General features: G+C 64.5%; 12 protein-coding genes, 2 rRNA genes and 2 other annotated features. Of the genes, 8 read left to right on the top strand and 6 right to left on the bottom strand.

All coding sequences use genetic code 11. The features are described 5' to 3' along the window. Nucleotides 1-371: 371 nt before the first annotated feature. A 16S ribosomal RNA gene (locus BN4332_RS11855) occupies nucleotides 372-1,889 on the top strand. A gap of 386 nt (nucleotides 1,890-2,275) precedes the next feature. After that, nucleotides 2,276-2,877, top strand: a sequence feature (23S ribosomal RNA rRNA prediction is too short). 7 nt (nucleotides 2,878-2,884) lie between these two features. Next, nucleotides 2,885-3,627 (top strand) — a sequence feature (23S ribosomal RNA rRNA prediction is too short). Nucleotides 3,628-3,733: 106 nt separating this feature from the next. Beyond that, nucleotides 3,734-3,847, top strand: a 5S ribosomal RNA gene (gene rrf / locus BN4332_RS11850). Between the two features lie 98 nt (nucleotides 3,848-3,945). Here the strand turns inward: rrf and BN4332_RS11845 are convergent. Further along, entirely contained in the window at nucleotides 3,946-4,443 is a 498-nt protein-coding gene (locus BN4332_RS11845) for a methylated-DNA--[protein]-cysteine S-methyltransferase (protein ID WP_066898627.1), read from the bottom strand. After that, nucleotides 4,440-5,933 (bottom strand): DNA-3-methyladenine glycosylase 2 family protein, encoded by a 1,494-nt coding sequence (locus BN4332_RS11840; RefSeq protein ID WP_066898626.1) that lies wholly within the window; start codon nucleotides 5,931-5,933, stop codon nucleotides 4,440-4,442. Before BN4332_RS11840 ends, BN4332_RS11845 begins: the two co-directional genes overlap by 4 nt. An 87-nt stretch (nucleotides 5,934-6,020) precedes the next feature. On the opposite strand from BN4332_RS11840, the gene glsA reads away from it, so the two are divergent. Next, nucleotides 6,021-7,304, top strand: coding sequence for a glutaminase A (gene glsA / locus BN4332_RS11835; protein WP_066898625.1), 1,284 nt, complete (start codon nucleotides 6,021-6,023; stop codon nucleotides 7,302-7,304). Here glsA and BN4332_RS11830 read toward each other — a convergent pair. Next, the gene (locus BN4332_RS11830; protein WP_066898624.1) at nucleotides 7,301-8,905 is read right to left on the bottom strand and encodes an adenylate/guanylate cyclase domain-containing protein; all 1,605 of its coding nucleotides are present in this window, start codon (nucleotides 8,903-8,905) and stop codon (nucleotides 7,301-7,303) included. The two genes, glsA and BN4332_RS11830, sit on opposite strands and share 4 nt — an antisense overlap. 46 nt (nucleotides 8,906-8,951) lie before the next feature. Between BN4332_RS11830 and nucS the strand changes: the two genes are divergently transcribed. Continuing rightward, a complete protein-coding gene (gene nucS / locus BN4332_RS11825) occupies nucleotides 8,952-9,623 on the top strand; it encodes an endonuclease NucS (protein ID WP_066898677.1) in 672 nt (223 codons plus the stop codon). After that, entirely contained in the window at nucleotides 9,623-9,901 is a 279-nt protein-coding gene (locus BN4332_RS11820) for an Rv1322 family protein (RefSeq protein ID WP_066898623.1), read from the top strand. Before nucS ends, BN4332_RS11820 begins: the two co-directional genes overlap by 1 nt. On the opposite strand, the gene mce is transcribed toward BN4332_RS11820, so the two are convergent. Continuing rightward, a complete protein-coding gene (gene mce / locus BN4332_RS11815) occupies nucleotides 9,898-10,374 on the bottom strand; it encodes a methylmalonyl-CoA epimerase (protein WP_066898622.1) in 477 nt (158 codons plus the stop codon). The two genes, BN4332_RS11820 and mce, sit on opposite strands and share 4 nt — an antisense overlap. Before the next feature lie 83 nt (nucleotides 10,375-10,457). On the opposite strand from mce, the gene BN4332_RS11810 reads away from it, so the two are divergent. From BN4332_RS11810 to BN4332_RS11800, 3 genes are read left to right on the top strand one after another with little or no spacing between them, the layout of a single operon-like run. After that, the gene (locus BN4332_RS11810; protein WP_066898621.1) at nucleotides 10,458-11,648 is read left to right on the top strand and encodes an acetyl-CoA C-acetyltransferase; all 1,191 of its coding nucleotides are present in this window, start codon (nucleotides 10,458-10,460) and stop codon (nucleotides 11,646-11,648) included. 47 nt (nucleotides 11,649-11,695) lie between these two features. Then, nucleotides 11,696-12,079, top strand: coding sequence for a DUF3817 domain-containing protein (locus BN4332_RS11805; protein WP_096866886.1), 384 nt, complete (start codon nucleotides 11,696-11,698; stop codon nucleotides 12,077-12,079). A 13-nt stretch (nucleotides 12,080-12,092) separates the two neighbouring features. Further along, a complete protein-coding gene (locus tag BN4332_RS11800) occupies nucleotides 12,093-12,989 on the top strand; it encodes a tetratricopeptide repeat protein (protein WP_066898620.1) in 897 nt (298 codons plus the stop codon). 6 nt (nucleotides 12,990-12,995) lie between these two features. Here BN4332_RS11800 and glgB read toward each other — a convergent pair whose 3' ends face one another. Together glgB and BN4332_RS11790 are read right to left on the bottom strand one after the other, a co-directional pair. Further along, nucleotides 12,996-15,233, bottom strand: a complete 2,238-nt coding sequence (gene glgB / locus BN4332_RS11795; RefSeq protein ID WP_066898619.1) for a 1,4-alpha-glucan branching protein GlgB — start codon at nucleotides 15,231-15,233, stop codon at nucleotides 12,996-12,998. A gap of 7 nt (nucleotides 15,234-15,240) precedes the next feature. Further along, a complete protein-coding gene (locus tag BN4332_RS11790) occupies nucleotides 15,241-17,319 on the bottom strand; it encodes an alpha-1,4-glucan--maltose-1-phosphate maltosyltransferase (RefSeq protein WP_066898618.1) in 2,079 nt (692 codons plus the stop codon). Nucleotides 17,320-17,483: the final 164 nt, after the last annotated feature.

Genomic DNA, 17,483 nt, shown 5'->3' with positions numbered 1-17,483 from the left:
TAATCTTTTGAAGTCGCCGCGGAGCGGATGGAAACAGCCCGGACCAGAGCGACTTGACAAGCCAGCCGAGATCGTACTAAGCTGGCGAGGTTGCCTCAGACCGGATGAAACAAACCGAAACGAGGCAAATTGACTCGCCAGCAAGACTCGAATTAAGCTGGCGGGGTTGCCCCAAAACAGGGCGACAAAGCAGAAAAGCCTGTTGTTTGAGAACTCAATAGTGTGTTTGGTGGTTTTGTTTGTTGTTTTTGGCCACGCTCTTTTTCCCGTTTAGGGTGTGGTTTTGTTTTTTGATGCCAGTTTTGGTGTCTTTTGTTTGTGATCGGATTTTTCTGATTCGAATTCTGCCTGGGCTTTGGTCTGGGAGTTTTTGTTTGGAGAGTTTGATCCTGGCTCAGGACGAACGCTGGCGGCGTGCTTAACACATGCAAGTCGAACGGAAAGGCCCTTCGGGGTACTCGAGTGGCGAACGGGTGAGTAACACGTGGGTGATCTGCCCTGCACTTTGGGATAAGCCTGGGAAACTGGGTCTAATACCGGATAGGACCACGCGCTTCATGGTGTGTGGTGGAAAGCTTTTGCGGTGTGGGATGGGCCCGCGGCCTATCAGCTTGTTGGTGGGGTAATGGCCTACCAAGGCGACGACGGGTAGCCGGCCTGAGAGGGTGACCGGCCACACTGGGACTGAGATACGGCCCAGACTCCTACGGGAGGCAGCAGTGGGGAATATTGCACAATGGGCGCAAGCCTGATGCAGCGACGCCGCGTGAGGGATGACGGCCTTCGGGTTGTAAACCTCTTTCAATAGGGACGAAGCGCAAGTGACGGTACCTATAGAAGAAGGACCGGCCAACTACGTGCCAGCAGCCGCGGTAATACGTAGGGTCCGAGCGTTGTCCGGAATTACTGGGCGTAAAGAGCTCGTAGGTGGTTTGTCGCGTTGTTCGTGAAAACTCACAGCTTAACTGTGGGCGTGCGGGCGATACGGGCAGACTAGAGTACTGCAGGGGAGACTGGAATTCCTGGTGTAGCGGTGGAATGCGCAGATATCAGGAGGAACACCGGTGGCGAAGGCGGGTCTCTGGGCAGTAACTGACGCTGAGGAGCGAAAGCGTGGGGAGCGAACAGGATTAGATACCCTGGTAGTCCACGCCGTAAACGGTGGGTACTAGGTGTGGGTTTCCTTCCTTGGGATCCGTGCCGTAGCTAACGCATTAAGTACCCCGCCTGGGGAGTACGGCCGCAAGGCTAAAACTCAAAGGAATTGACGGGGGCCCGCACAAGCGGCGGAGCATGTGGATTAATTCGATGCAACGCGAAGAACCTTACCTGGGTTTGACATGCACAGGACGCCGGCAGAGATGTCGGTTCCCTTGTGGCCTGTGTGCAGGTGGTGCATGGCTGTCGTCAGCTCGTGTCGTGAGATGTTGGGTTAAGTCCCGCAACGAGCGCAACCCTTGTCTCATGTTGCCAGCACGTTATGGTGGGGACTCGTGAGAGACTGCCGGGGTCAACTCGGAGGAAGGTGGGGATGACGTCAAGTCATCATGCCCCTTATGTCCAGGGCTTCACACATGCTACAATGGCCGGTACAAAGGGCTGCGATGCCGTGAGGTGGAGCGAATCCTTTCAAAGCCGGTCTCAGTTCGGATCGGGGTCTGCAACTCGACCCCGTGAAGTCGGAGTCGCTAGTAATCGCAGATCAGCAACGCTGCGGTGAATACGTTCCCGGGCCTTGTACACACCGCCCGTCACGTCATGAAAGTCGGTAACACCCGAAGCCGGTGGCCTAACCCTTGTGGAGGGAGCCGTCGAAGGTGGGATCGGCGATTGGGACGAAGTCGTAACAAGGTAGCCGTACCGGAAGGTGCGGCTGGATCACCTCCTTTCTAAGGAGCACCGATTCGATTCCCCCGCCGTCCGCGATGTCGTGGGCAGTAGTGCGGTTGGGATATTTCAGCCAGCATCTGTAGTGGGTGTCTGGTGGGTGCAAATGACAAACGTTGAGCTGGCGCGGGAAAGCGTTGGTGATGGACTGCCGAACACACTATTGGGCTTTGAGACAACAGGCCCGCGGTCCTGTCCCGTTGGGGGCAGGGGGTGTGTTGTTGCCTCACTTTGGTGGTGGGGTGTGGTGTTTGATTTGTGGATAGTGGTTGCGAGCATCTAGCACGCAGAGTGTGGCTGGGGGCCTTCGGGTTTCTGGTCGCGTTTGTGTGTTGATGTGCAATTTCTTTTGAAACTCATTTTTGGTTTTTGTGTTGTAAGTGTTTAAGGGCGCATGGTGGATGCCTTGGCACTGGGAGCCGATGAAGGACGTTGGAGGCTGCGATATGCCTCGGGGAGCTGCCAACCGAGCGTTGATCCGAGGATGTCCGAATGGGGAAACCCGGCACGAGTGATGTCGTGTCACCCTGCACTGAATACATAGGTGTTGGGAGGGAACGCGGGGAAGTGAAACATCTCAGTACCCGTAGGAAGAGAAAACAAAATGTGATTCCGTGAGTAGTGGCGAGCGAAAGCGGAGGATGGCTAAACCGTATGCATGTGATACCGGGTAGGGGTTGTGTGTGCGGGGTTGTGGGACCTGTTTTTCCAGTTCTACCTGGCTGGAGGGTAGTGAGAAAATGTTGTGGTTAGCGGAAGTGGTTTGGGATGACCTGCCGTAGACGGTGAGAGCCCGGTACGTGAAAACCTGACATCTACCTTGAACGGTGTTCCCGAGTAGCAGCGGGCCCGTGAAATCTGCTGTGAATCTGCCGGGACCACCCGGTAAGCCTGAATACTTCCCAGTGACCGATAGCGGATTAGTACCGTGAGGGAATGGTGAAAAGTACCCCGGGAGGGGAGTGAAATAGTACCTGAAACCGTGCGCTTACAATCCGTCAGAGCCTTCGACTTTGTCGTGGGGTGATGGCGTGCCTTTTGAAGAATGAGCCTGCGAGTCAGGGACATGTCGCGAGGTTAACCCGGGTGGGGTAGCCGCAGCGAAAGCGAGTCTGAATAGGGCGTATCCACACAATAGTGTGTGGTGTAGTGGTGTGTTCTGGACCCGAAGCGGAGTGATCTACCCATGGCCAGGGTGAAGCGCGGGTAAGACCGCGTGGAGGCCCGAACCCACTTAGGTTGAAGACTGAGGGGATGAGCTGTGGGTAGGGGTGAAAGGCCAATCAAACTCCGTGATAGCTGGTTCTCCCCGAAATGCATTTAGGTGCAGCGTCACATGTTTCTTGTTGGAGGTAGAGCTACTGGATGGCCGATGGGCCCCACAGGGTTACTGACGTCAGCCAAACTCCGAATGCCGACAAGTCCAAGAGTGTGGCAGTGAGACGGCGGGGGATAAGCTCCGTGCGTCGAGAGGGAAACAGCCCAGATCGCCGGCTAAGGCCCCTAAGCGTGTGCTAAGTGGAAAAGGATGTGCAGTCGCGAAGACAACCAGGAGGTTGGCTTAGAAGCAGCCACCCTTGAAAGAGTGCGTAATAGCTCACTGGTCAAGTGATTGTGCGCCGATAATGTAGCGGGGCTCAAGCACACCGCCGAAGCCGCGGCAGCCATTTATGGCTGGGTAGGGGAGCGTCCTGCATCCGGTGAAGCAGCAGAGTGATCTAGNAATTGGTTATTGCACACGCCTCGCAACCACATCCATAAACACCCACACCTCGTGTGATCGGAGTGCACCGCACCCCACCACCAAAACACACAGGATTTGCACTCACAAACGAGTGAATAGAGTTACGGCGGTCCATAGCGGCAGGGAAACGCCCGGTCCCATCCCGAACCCGGAAGCTAAGCCTGCCAGCGCCGATGATACTACCCACACGGGTGGAAAAGTAGGACACCGCCGAACACAAATTAAGTCCCGAGCCCTCCAATTTCGATTGGGGGGCTCGGGCATTTGTGTATTGAGGGGATTTTCAATCGGCGAATTGAGAACCCCCTCGACGCTCAGTTGAAAAGCGCCGGCGTCGTCCGGCTTTTCTCCAATTCCAACAATGCTCGCTTACGGTCGAGCCCGCCGCCGTACCCGGTGAGACTGCCATTGGCGCCGATCACGCGGTGGCAGGGCACGATGATCCCGATCGGGTTGTGGCCATTGGCCAGACCCACCGCGCGAAAAGCGGCCGGTGAACCGATCTGGCGGGCGATCTCGCCGTACGAGCACGTTTCCCCGTATGGAATCGTGCGCAGTGCTTCCCACACCCGGCGCTGAAACTGTGTCCCAACCATGTCCAGCTCGAGGTCGAACTCGGTGAGTTCGCCGGCGAAGTATGCGGCTAACTGTTCGACGGCTTCCGGGAAGGCGGAGTCGTCGGTTTCCCAGCCCGTCCGACTCGGCTCATACGTCTGATCGACCATGCGCAGGTGCATCAGGCGTCCGTCGCGGCCGGCCAAGGTCAAAAGACCTACCGGGCTGTCCACGGTGCGGCATTGCAGGGTCGTCATGACTTCTCCTGTTGATCGTGCGGGGGCCAGTCGTTCACCGCGTGGTCCAGTGTGGTCCAGAGGTGTTGTGTCGCATACGCGCGCCAGGGTCTCCATCGGGTGCTGTGCTCCACCAGACCGCCGGGCGGAAGGCCGAGGGAGGCGACGGCTGCCCGGACCCCGAGGTCGGTGGCGGGGAAGGCATCTGGATCGCCCAGACCCCGCATGGCGATCACTTCGGTGGTCCACGGCCCTACTCCGGGGAGGGCAAGCAGTTGTTCACGCGCCAGGTCCCAGTCGCAGCCCGGGTCGAGCACGACTTCACCGTCGGCGATCGCCCGGACCAGGGCGGCCACCGTTCGGCGTCTTGACGCAGGCATGGCCAGGTGGTCGGGGTCGAGGTTGGCCAGATCGGCGTTACTGGGGAACACGTGCGTCAACGCACCCGCCTCGTCAGTGATCGGTGTTCCGTACCGGGTGACAAGACGCCCCACATGGGTTCGCGCCGCCTTGATCGACACCTGCTGGCCGATCACCACCCGCAACGCCAACTCGGCTTCGTCCACCGTGCGCGGGATGCGCTGCCCGGGCGCCTTGGCCACCACCGCGGCGAGGCTTGGATCGGCCTGCAACGTCTCCACGACCGCCTCGGGATCGGCATCGAGGTCCAACAGGCGCCGGCACCGGGCGATGGCCGCCGACAGGTCGCGGAAGTCGTCGAGCACCAGCTGGCATCGCACATGGTCGGGCTGTGGGGCCAGGCCGACCACACCATGGCCATGCGGCAGCCGTAAGGTCCGCCGAAACTGGCCGTCACGCACTTCCTCCAGGCCGGGCACGGCACTGGCGGCCAGATGGCCGAACGCCCCCTCGAAGGAGAACGGCGTCCGCACCGGCAGCCGAAGCGACAGCACCCCGGGAGATGCCGAGGCATCGGCGGCGAACCGCTGGCGAGCGCGCTCCCGCAGCTGCGTCGGCGTCAGGTCACACACCGCGCGGACGGTGTCGTTGAACTGACGGATGCTGGCGAACCCGGCGGCGAATGCCACGTCGGCGAACGGCAATTCGGTGGTTTCGATCAGGACCCGGGCGGTCTGGGCCCGTTGGGCGCGGGCCAGCGCCAGGGGATTGGCGCCCAGCTCGGCCTGGATGATGCGCTGCAACTGCCGGGTGGTGTAGCCGATCCGGCCGGCCAGCCCCGTCACACCTTCGCGGTCCACGGTCCCGTCTGCGATCAGCCGCATGCACCGGGCAACGACGTCGCCTCGCACATTCCACTCGGGTGAGCCCGGGGAGGCGTCGGGCCGGCACCGCTTGCAGGCGCGGAAGCCCGCAGCCTGGGCGGCGGCCGCCGTCGGATAGAAACGCATGTTGCGGGCGAATGGCGGCCGCACCGGGCAGCTGGGGCGGCAGTAGATGCCCGTGGTGAGCACGGCGGTGACGAACCAGCCGTCGAACCGCGCGTCTTTGGACTGGACGGCGCGGTAGCAGCGGTCGAAATCCTCGTGCATGTCCTCAACGATGGCACGCCCGACGGTCCACGACTAGCGGAAAAACGACATCGTAGTGCGGCGCCGTGCCCGACTAGACTGCATCTCGTGGCCGCGCTGGTGCAGCAGTACCTGGACCAGATTCGTGCCGAGCAGATCGACCTGCGCGACGGCGCCCCGGCAAGCTACATCCCGGAGCTCGCCAATGTCGACCCCGACGGATTCGGGCTGAGCTTGTCGTCCTCCGATGGTTTCGTGTATGAATCCGGCGACAGCGCATTGGAATTCACCATCCAGTCGATATCGAAGCCGTTCACGTACGCGTTGGCATTGGATCAGCTCGGCCAGGAGGCCGTCGACTCCAGGATCGGTGTAGAACCCTCCGGTGAGGCATTCAACGAGATCAGCGTCGACAAAGTCACCAAGACGCCGAAGAACCCGATGATCAATGCCGGTGCCATCGCTGCGGTTTCGCTGATCCCCGGGGCCGACGCCGACGAGCGTTTCGATCGGATCCACCAGTTCTACTCGGCATGCGCCGGCCGCAGTCTTGATGTCGACTCGGGCGTGTACGCATCGGAGAAGGCGACCGGGAATCGCAACCGGGCCATCGCCTACATGCTCGCCAGTTTCGGTGTGCTCGAAGGTGATCCGGATGAGGTTCTCGACGTCTACTTTCGGCAGTGTTCGGTCAAGGTGACCAGCACGGACCTGGCGCGGATGGCGGCAACGCTGGCGCGAGGCGGGTTCAACCCGTTGACCGGTCGCCGAATCGTGGATGCGAACGTGGTGCGTCGCACGCTGAGCGTGATGGTGACGTGCGGGATGTACGACGCGGCAGGGGACTGGGTGAGCGCCGTGGGCATGCCCGCCAAGAGCGGGGTCGGCGGTGGCATCGTCGCGGTGCTCCCTGGGCAGCTCGGTATCGGTGTCTACTCACCCCGCCTGGATTCCCGCGGCAACAGTGTCCGCGGGGTGGAGGTGTGCCGAAACCTGTCCTCGCAGCTGGGATTGCACTTTCTCACCGTCAGTCGCGAGTCGTCGGCGACATTGCGGGCGGTGTTCGACGTGGGCCCGGGCGTGCGGGTGTACGAGGTCCAGGGCGACCTGTTGTTCGCGGGGGCCGAACAGGTGCTGCGTACTGCCCAGCAAGATTCTGGGAGCTACGACGCGGCCGTGCTCGACGTCACCCGGGTCGATGACATCGACGATGCCGCGCGCAGGATGCTGACCGGCATGCGGGCCGGCCTATTGGCCGCAGGCAAGGAGGCCTTCCTCGTCGACCCGGATGGCAGGTTGGTGCCGGCCGATCGGCGCGATGATTATGACGGCATAGTGTTCCGCACCGTCGACCAGGCGCTCGAGGCGGCTCGGCAGTTGGGTGCCGATTAGGCGGGCACGGCCACCCGGGTCGGCTCGCCCAGGCCGCGCAACGTCACGGATTCGCCGAGCAACCAACGCGCCCTTTCGGTTTCGGATGCGTTGGCGATGGTGTCCGACGAGGCGACGAGATGTCCTGGTACCTGCTTGGAGAAGTCGCAGAGCCGCGCCGCCTCGTTGACCGGCTCGCCGATCACCGTGTACTCGAACCGTTGTTTGGCGCCGACGTTGCCCGCCACCACCTGGCCGGCCGCAACTCCGATGCCCGCTTCGAGTTCGGGCACCTCCGCACGTAGCCGCCGCGCGATCGCCCGGGCGGCGGCCAGCGCTTCGTCCTCGGCATTGTCCAGCGACACCGGCGCACCGAATACGGCGAGGATCGCGTCGCCCTCGAACTTGTTCACCAGGCCGCGGTGATTGTCGACCTCGTCGACGATCACCGCGAAGAACCGGTTGAGCAGGTCGACCACCTCGACCGCGGGCCGCGTCGTCACCAACTGCGTCGATCCGATCACGTCGACGAAAATCACTGCGGCGTGGCGCTCCTCACCGCCGAGGACGGGCTTCTCCTGCTCGGCCAGCGCGGCCACCTCGCGGCCGACGTGCCTGCCGAAGAGATCGCGGACCCGTTCGCGCTCGCGGAGCCCGTGCACCATCGAGTTGAATCCGCGCTGCAGCTGGCCCAGTTCGGTGCCGTCGAACACCACGAGATTGGTATTGAGGTCACCCTGCTCGACACGGTTGAGGGCGGCGCGCACGACTCGGATCGGTGTGGCGGTGAGCCACGACAGGATCCACATCAGCAGAAAGCCGAACACCAGGGCGAACGAGCCGAGACCGATGACGGCATAGGCGAATTGGGTCGGCGTCAGGTTGTTCAGCGTCACGGCGAACATCGCCGCCAGCATGATGCCCAGGATCGGCACGCCGGAACTCAGTGCCCACACCACCATCGTGCGGCCCATGATGCCGGGAGCCAGCCGCGCCGGTGGCGGGCCGGCTTCCAGGGCCTGCGCGGCCACCGGCCGGAGCGCGAACTCGGTGAACAGGTGGCAGCTGACGGACACCACGATGCCGGGAAAACTGATGCCCAGCAGGAACTTCGGAATGTAATTGGTGTCGACGAGACCGTAGAGCGTGGTCAGCAACGCGGTACCGAGGCCCCACAGGATCAGCAGCACGCGGGTCAACCGGAAGGGTGCGAAAAAGGTGTTCCGTTGATCGGCGACGGTGGGCGGACGTTCTTCTAGGGCCCAGCGCACGTTGTCGATCACCCGCGTCGTCGCCCAGAACACCCCGACGATCAGCGCCGTGGCCATGTAGGCCGGCGCCACGATGAAGGTGATCCAACGGACCGATGGATCGAACACGGCCGGCGACGGGAACAGCAGGGTGACGATGATCAGCGAGATGGCGATGCCGAGCAGGTTCGCAAAGATCACGAACGTCGTGAGGATCACCTGGATGCGCACCCTGCGGCGCCGCTGGCTCTCCGACACCCGGCCCAGCACCCACGATCCGTATTCCGGCGTGGTGGGGAGCCTGCTGTTCTGGCGGGTGACGCCTTCGAGCACCCGGCCCAGCCGCCGTGCCAGCGATTTGTCGGAGTTCATTGTGGCGTCAGCCTAGTTCGTCGCGGATGCCCTTAAGGTGGATCGGGTGCGCCTCGTGATTGCCCAGTGCACCGTCGACTACGTCGGGCGGTTGACCGCCCACCTCCCGTCGGCCCGCCGGTTGTTGTTGTTCAAGTCCGACGGATCGGTCAGCGTCCACGCCGACGACCGCGCTTACAAGCCGTTGAACTGGATGAGCCCGCCCTGCTGGCTGGTCGAGGACGACCGGGACGGCGTGCCGCTCTGGGTGGTCGAGAACAAGGCCGGTGAGCAGCTGCGCATCACCGTCGAGGACGTCGAGCACGATTCCAGCCATGAACTCGGCATCGATCCCGGTCTGGTGAAAGACGGGGTGGAGGCTCATCTGCAGGCACTGCTGGCCGAACACGTCGAGCTACTCGGCGCCGGCTATACCCTGGTGCGCCGCGAGTATCCGACCGCGATCGGCCCGGTGGATCTGATGTGCCGCGATGAGTTGGGCCGCTCGGTTGCCGTGGAGATCAAGCGCCGCGGCGAGATCGACGGGGTGGAGCAGCTGACGCGCTACCTCGAGTTGCTCAACCGAGACACCGTACTGGCGCCGGTGACCGGGGTGTTCGCCGCCCAGCAGATCAAGCCGCAGGCCCGGACGTTGGCCACCGATCGTGGAATTCGTTGTGTGACTTTGGATTATGACCAGATGCGGGGAATGGACAGCGACGAATACCGGCTGTTCTGATGCCTCGTAGGCGTCGCGAGCACCGGCGGTTCGCGCCACTGCCGACCCGGCGCGTCGAGACCGGTGCCGACGGCTTCGACTACGAGGTCCGGGTGGTCAACGCATCGCGTGCGGTGAAGGTCTACCGATGTCCCGGGTGTGACCATGAGATCCGCGTGGGCACCACGCACGTGGTGGTGCTGCCGATCGATGTCGGTGATGTCGATGACCGCAGGCATTGGCATACCGCCTGCTGGACGAACCGGGCTAATCGGGGCCCGACGCGGAGATGGTCTTAGTGCTCTGAATCGGCGGCCGGCTCGACCAGCTCGATCAGCACGCCGCCCGCATCCTTGGGGTGGATGAAGTTGATGCGCGAGTTGGCCGTGCCCTTACGAGGGGCCTCGTACAGCAGCCGAATGCCCTGGCTGCGCAGACGCTCACTCAGGGCGTCGATGTCGCTGGTCCGGTAGGCGAGCTGCTGCAGGCCGGGGCCGCTTCGATCGATGAACTTGGCGATCGTCGACTTCTCGTCGAGCGGGGCCAGGAGCTGGATCTGGGCGCTGCCCTTGGGGGCGCCGCGCACCGAGAGCATGGCCTCGCGCACGCCCTGCTCCTCGTTGATCTCCTCGTGCAGGACGATCATGCCGAGGTTGTCGTGGTACCACTTGGCGGCGGCATCCAGATCCGGCACGGCGATACCGACGTGATCGATCGCCGTCACCAGCGCGGAAGCGAGTGCGGGACGGGCATCAACCTGATCGGCGGTCATAACGTAACGGTAACCTCAACCTGAACGTTTGCGCATGTGTGATCGCCCACACAGCTCTTCAACCCTGGCTTTGGAGGTAGGAAATGACTGCGGAAGCTCGCACGTCGGTGATCGTTGCTGGAGCACGGACTCCGGTCGGCAGATTGATGGGCTCGCTGAAGGATTTTTCCGGCAGTGACCTGGGCGCGATCGCGATCCGGGGCGCTCTGGAGAAGGCGAAGGTCGATGCTTCGCTGGTGGACTACGTGATCATGGGCCAGGTGCTGACCGCGGGGGCCGGTCAGATGCCCGCTCGCCAGTCCGCGGTGGCCGCCGGAATCCCCTGGGACGTGCCCGCGCTGAGCATCAACAAGATGTGCCTCTCGGGCATCGACGCGATCGCGCTGGCCGACCAGCTCATCCGGGCCGGTGAGTTCGACGTCGTGGTCGCCGGCGGGCAGGAGTCGATGAGCCAAGCCCCGCACCTGCTGCCGAAGAGCCGCGAGGGCTACAAGTACGGCGATGCGACGCTGGTCGACCACCTGGCCTACGACGGTCTGCACGACGTGTTCACCGACCAGCCGATGGGTGCGCTCACCGAACAGCGCAACGACACCGACAAGTTCACCCGCGCCGAGCAGGACGAATTCGCCGCCCAGTCGCACCAGAAGGCCGCCGCCGCCTGGAAGGACGGGGTGTACGCCGACGAGGTGGTTCCCGTGTCGATCCCGCAGCGCAAGGGCGACCCGATCGAATTCGCCGAGGACGAGGGCATCCGCGCCAACACCACCGCCGAATCGCTGGCCGGCCTGCGGCCCGCGTTCCGCAAGGACGGCACCATCACGGCCGGCTCGTCGTCGCAGATCAGCGACGGTGCCGCGGCCGTCGTGGTGATGAGCAAGGCCAAGGCGCAGGAACTCGGCCTGGACTGGCTGTGCGAGATCGGGGCGCACGGCGTGGTCGCCGGCCCGGACTCGACACTGCAGAGCCAGCCGGCCAACGCGATCAAGAAGGCCGTCGAGCGTGAGGGCATCAGCGTCGACCAGCTGGACGTCCTGGAGATCAACGAGGCGTTCGCCGCGGTGTCATTGGCCTCGACCAAGGAATTGGGCGTGGACCCGGCCAAGGTGAACGTCAACGGCGGCGCGATCGCGATCGGCCACCCGATCGGCATGTCGGGCGCCCGGATCACGCTGCACGCGGCGCTGGAGCTGGCCCGCAAGGGGTCCGGCTACGCGGTGGCCGCTCTCTGCGGCGCCGGTGGCCAGGGCGATGCCCTGATCTTGCGTCGCTGACAGCAATCAACGACAGCGTGTAGTAGCCAGCCGGCGGGTCGGGCACAATGGCGCCCATGACAAGCTCATTCGACCTGCGCTCGATCCCCGGCTGGTTTCGGCTGATCGCCCTCGCTGAAGCGCTCAGCTGGGCAGGCCTGCTGGTCGGGATGTACTTCAAGTACCTCGGCAGTCCCCGTACCGAGATCGGTGTCAAGGTGTTCGGGCCGATCCACGGCGGCATCTTCGTCGCATTCGTGATCGCCGCGATTCTGGTCGGGGTCGCCCGCAAGTGGGACATCCGCACCTGGGTTCTGGCGTTGCTGGCCAGCATCGTGCCATTGGGCAGTGTGATCTTCGTCATGTGGGCCGACCGGACCGCCCGGCTGGAACCGGGTGCGGCAGCGACGGCGGCGGTGCAACCGGGCGGGGCTGTTCCGGAAACGACGTGACAGACTTGATGGCGTGACTCGTCCACGACCTTCTGTCGGCCCGGCGCTGGCCGGTGCGGTTGATCTCTCGGCACTCAAGCAGCGGCCCACGGCGGCCGGCGACAGCCCCGGTGCACCCGGCGGCCCGAACGTCACCGAGGTCACCGAGGCCAACTTCGAGGCCGAGGTGCTGGTCCGGTCCGGTCAGGTCCCGGTGGTGGTGCTGCTGCTGTCGCCGCGCAGCGAGGCCAGCCTGGCGCTGGGGGACACCCTGGCGGGCTTGGCCGACGCCGACGGCGGCAAGTGGTCGCTGGGGCTGGTCAACGTCGACACCAGCCCGCGGGTGGCGCAGATGTTCGGCATCCAGGGTGTGCCGACGGTGGTGGCGCTCGCCGGCGGCCAGCCGGTCGCCAGCTTCCAGGGCACGCAGCCGGCCGACCAGCTACGGCGCTGGATCGATTCGCTGCTCGAAGCGACCGCGGGCAAGCTGACCGGTGGCGGTGACGGCGAGCCCGATCAGGTCGACCCCGAGCTGGCCGCAGCCCGAGCGCACCTGGACGAGGGCAACTTCGCAGCGGCGCGCACCGCGTATCAGGCGATTCTGGACGCCCAGCCCAACCACACCGAGGCCAAGGGCGCCGTGCGCCAGATCGCGTTCCTGGAGCGGGCCAGCGCACAGCGCCCCGATGCGGTGGCAGCCGCCGACGCGGCGCCCGACGACATCGAGGCCGCATTCGCCGCGGCCGACGCCGAGATCCTCGCCCAACAGGTATCGGCGGCCTTCGATCGGCTCATCGCGTTGATCAAGCGCACCGCAGGCGACGACCGGACCAAGGTGCGGACCCGGCTCGTCGAGTTGTTCGACCTGTTCGACCCGGCCGACCCCGAGGTGGTCGCGGGTCGGCGCAATCTGGCCAACGCGCTGTACTAGAGCCCGTCAGGCGGGCTCGAACCAGAGCATCGCCAGCGGCGGCAACACCATCACCGCCGACGCGGGACGGCCATGCCACGGCTCGTCGGTGGCCTGCACGGCGCCCAGGTTGCCGATGCCTGAGCCGTTGTAGATGGTCGCGTCGGTGTTCAGCACTTCTTGCCAGGCGCCGGCGTGTGGCAAGCCCAGCCGGTACTCGCTGTGCTCACTGCCGGCGAAGTTGACCACACAGGCCAGCACCGAACCGTCGGAGCCGAACCGCAGGAAGCTCAGCACGTTGTTGGCCGAGTCGTTGGCGTCGATCCACGAGTAGCCCTCGGGGCTGGTGTCGCGGCTCCACAACGCCGGGTGGCGGCGGTAGATCCCGTTGAGGTCACGCACCAGCCGCTGCACACCGCCGGAAAAGCCCTGCTCGTCGAGCTGGAACCAGTCCAGCCCGCGCTCCTCCGACCACTCGGCTCGCTGCCCGAATTCCTGGCCCATGAACAGCAGCTGCTTGCCCGGGTGGGCCCACTGGTAGGCGAGCAAGCTGCGCAGCCCGGCCGCCTTGGCGTGATCGTCGCCCGGCATCCGGCCCCACAGCGTGCCCTTGCCGTGCACCACCTCGTCATGGCTGATCGGCAGCACATAGTTCTCGCTGAATGCGTACAGCATCGAGAACGTCATCTCATGGTGGTGATAACTGCGGTGTACCGGATCGTGGCTGACGTAGTCCAGCGTGTCGTTCATCCAGCCCATGTTCCACTTCATCGAGAAGCCAAGGCCGCCAAGGTTTGTCGGCCGGGTGACGCCGGGCCAGGAGGTGGACTCCTCGGCGATGGTGACGATGCCCGGGCTCAGCTTGTGCACCGTGGCATTCATTTCCTGCAGGAACTGAACGGCCTCCAGGTTCTCCCTACCGCCGTGGATGTTGGGCGTCCAGCCGCCCTCGGGGCGTGAGTAGTCGAGGTAGAGCATCGAGGCGACGGCGTCCACCCGCAGGCCGTCGACGTGGTACTCCTGCAGCCAATACAGCGCGTTGGCGACCAGGAAGTTGCGTACCTCGGGCCGGCCGAAGTCGAAAACATATGTGCCCCAGTCCAGCTGTTCGCCCCGCCTGGGGTCAGAATGCTCGTAGAGCGGCGTGCCGTCGAAACGGCCCAGCGCCCAGGCATCCTTGGGGAAGTGGGCCGGCACCCAGTCCACGATCACGCCGATCCCGGCCTGGTGCAGGCTGTCGACCAAGTACCGGAAATCATCGGGCGTGCCCAGCCGGGACGTCGGCGCGTAGTAGGAGGTGACCTGGTAACCCCACGATCCCCCGAACGGATGCTCGGCGACGGGGAGCAACTCCACGTGGGTGAATCCCTGCTCCACAACGTATTCGGTGAGTTCGGTGGCCAATTGCCGATAGCTGAGCCCCGGACGCCAGGACATCAGGTGCACCTCGTAGGTACTCATCGGCTCGAACACCGGGTTCTGTGCGGCGCGCCGGGTCATCCACTCGCCGTCACGCCAGGTGTAGGAACTGGTGGTGACCCGCGATGCGGTCTGCGGGGGCACCTCGGTGGCGAAGGCCATCGGATCGGCCCGGTCGGTGGTGACGCCACCGGCCCCGTGCACCCGGAACTTGTACAAGCCGTCGGCAGGGAACCCGGGCCAGAACAACTCCCAGACGCCCGAGCTGCCCATCACCCGCATCTGGGCCTCGTTGCCGTCCCAGTGGTTGAAGTCACCGATCACGCTGACGCCCTTGGCATTCGGCGCCCACACGGCGAATGAGACGCCGTCCACGACTCCGTCGGGCGTGGTGAAGCTGCGCGGGTGGGCCCCGAGGATCTCCCACAGCCGCTCGTGGCGCCCCTCGGCGAACAGGTGCAGATCGAGTTCACCGAGGGTGGGCAGGAACCGGTAGGCGTCGGCGGTGGTGTGGGTGAAGATGGTGTCGTCGGCGGTGGTGTGGGTGAAGATGGTGTCGTCGGCGCCCGGATAGCCGATCTCCAGACGGTAGTCGGCCAGGTTCGTGAACGGCACGGCCACCGCGAAAAGCCCGGATTCGATGTGCTGCAACGGGTAACGGTCCCCGCCGATCACCGCAACCACCTTGGCGGCGTGGGGCCGGTAGGCCCGGATCACGGTGCGCCCGGCATATTCGTGAGCACCGAGCACCGAGTGCGGATCATGGTGCTGGCCGATCACCAGTCGCTGGATGTCGGCTGGGTCGGGTCGCAGATGCGTGTCGGTCAGGTGATTGCTTCTCGTCATCGTGATCTCATTCCCTGCGTAGCAAGCCCAGTCGTTGCTCATAGGGTACGAGCGGCATGTTCAGCACGTGTGCCACCGCCTTGGTGGGGTCGATGCGCACGTAATTGGACTGCCCCCACTGGTATTCCTCGCCCGTGATCTCGTCGCGTACCCAGAACCGGTCATGCCATTCCATACCCAGCGCCTCCATGTTCAACCACAACGTGGCCTCTTCGGCGCTGAACGGGTTGAGCGTGACCACCACGAGCACGGTGTCCCCGGTGATGGGATCGAACTTGCTGTAGGCCAGCAGTGCATCGTTGTCCACGTGGTGGAAATGGAGGGTGCGAAGCTGGCGCAGCGCCGGGTGCAGACGGCGGATCTCGTTGAGGCGGGTGACAAACGGTTCTAGCGAGCGTCCCTCGGCCAGCGCTGCCGCGAAGTCCCTGGGGCGCAGTTCGTACTTCTCGGAGTCCAGGTACTCCTCGCTGCCCTCTCGAACCGCCCGGTGTTCGAACAGCTCGAAGCCCGAGTACATGCCCCACGACGAGCTCATCGTGGCGGCCAGCACCGCGCGGATCGCGAACATGCCCGGACCGCCGTGCTGTAGCGATTCGTGCAGGATGTCAGGCGTGTTGACCCACAGGCTGGGTCGTGCGTTGTCGGCGTTGGCGGTGATCTCGTTGCCGAACTCGGTGAGTTCCCACTTGTTGGTACGCCAGGTGAAATACGTGTAGGACTGGGTGAATCCGCGCTTGGCCAGCCCGTACAGCCGGGCCGGCCGGGTGAAGGCCTCCGACAGGAACAGCACGTCCGGGTCCTCGTTCTTGACCTCGGCGATCAGCCAGACCCAGAAGTTGGGCGGCTTGGTATGCGGATTGTCGACGCGAAAGACCTTGACCCCGTGTGAGATCCAGAACCGCACCACCCGCAGCACCTCGTGATAGAGACCGGCGGGATCGTTGTCGAAGTTCAGGGGGTAGATGTCCTGGTATTTCTTCGGCGGGTTCTCGGCGTAAGCGATGGTGCCGTCGGGCAGGACCGTGAACCACTCCGGATGTGCTGCGGCCCATGGGTGATCCGGCGCGCACTGCAGGGCGAGGTCCAGCGCCACCTCGACGCCTTGGGCGCGGGCCGCCGACACGAAGGCGTCAAAATCCTCGATGGTGCCCAGCGCCGGGTGCACGGCGTCGTGGCCGCCCTCGTCGCTGCCGATGGCCCACGGTGACCCGACATCGCCGGGCCCGGCGGTGACGGCGTTGTTGCGGCCCTTGCGGTGCACCTTGCCGATCGGGTGGATGGGCGGCAGGTAGACGATGTTGAAACCCATCCGGGCGATCCGGGGCAGTTGCTCGGCGGCGGTGGCGAACGTGCCGTGGACGGGATGGCCGGCCTTGTCCCAGCCGCCGGTGGATCGCGGGAACATCTCGTACCACGCCGAGAACCGGGCCAGGGGCCGGTCCACCCAGACCCCGTATTGCTCACCGCGGGTGACCAACTCGCGCAGCGGATACTGCTCCAGCAGCTCGGTGACCTCCTCCGACAGCGCTGCGCCTGCCCGCAGGAACGGGTCACCGGGGGTGCGCAGCGCCGCGGCCGCCTCGATCAGCGGATCGCGCAGTTTGCGGGGGACCCCGGCGGCGGCGCGCTCCAGTAGGCGCGCGCCGACCAGCAGGTCGTTCGACAGCTCGGCCTCGCTCTGGCCGGCGCCGAGCTTGGCCTCGACCGCGTGCCGCCAGGTGGCCAGCGGGTCGCCCCAGCCGTCGACCCGGTAGGTCCACAACCCCACGCTGTCGGGGGTGAACTGGCCATGAAAAACATCAGGGACTTCGCCTTGTGCCATCGGCAACGCCTGCGGTTTGATCCGCGGGGCCGGCTGCACGACCGTATCGATGGGCACCGGCACCGATGCGGTGCCCGGACCGGTGGCCAGTCGCGGATAGTCCGTGCCGAGGTAACGGACCACCAGGGTGGCCGACACCGCGTCATGCCCTTCCCGCCAGACCGTCGCCCGCACCGGCACCACCTCGCCGACGACGGCTTTTGCCGGGAACTGTCCGCCGAGAACCACTGGCGCGACATCGTCGATTCCGATACGACCGGCCACCCATCCACTCCTCACGTCGTCAACGGTCAAGCGGCTGCCTCTGGTTCACTCGCCTCGTCGCGTCTGATACCCACCGTAGTGGGCTGCCCAATCTCGCGGGCGCTAAGCGCAAGGTGACCGCCGCTCGTCCGGATTAACACCGTCTGTACGGGCGTCGCTCCCGG

This window comes from Mycolicibacterium houstonense, from assembly GCF_900078665.2.
Lineage (GTDB): Bacteria > Actinomycetota > Actinomycetes > Mycobacteriales > Mycobacteriaceae > Mycobacterium > Mycobacterium houstonense.
The sequence above is the reverse complement of the archived record's forward strand: the minus strand, read 5'-3'. Positions and strand labels throughout refer to the sequence as shown.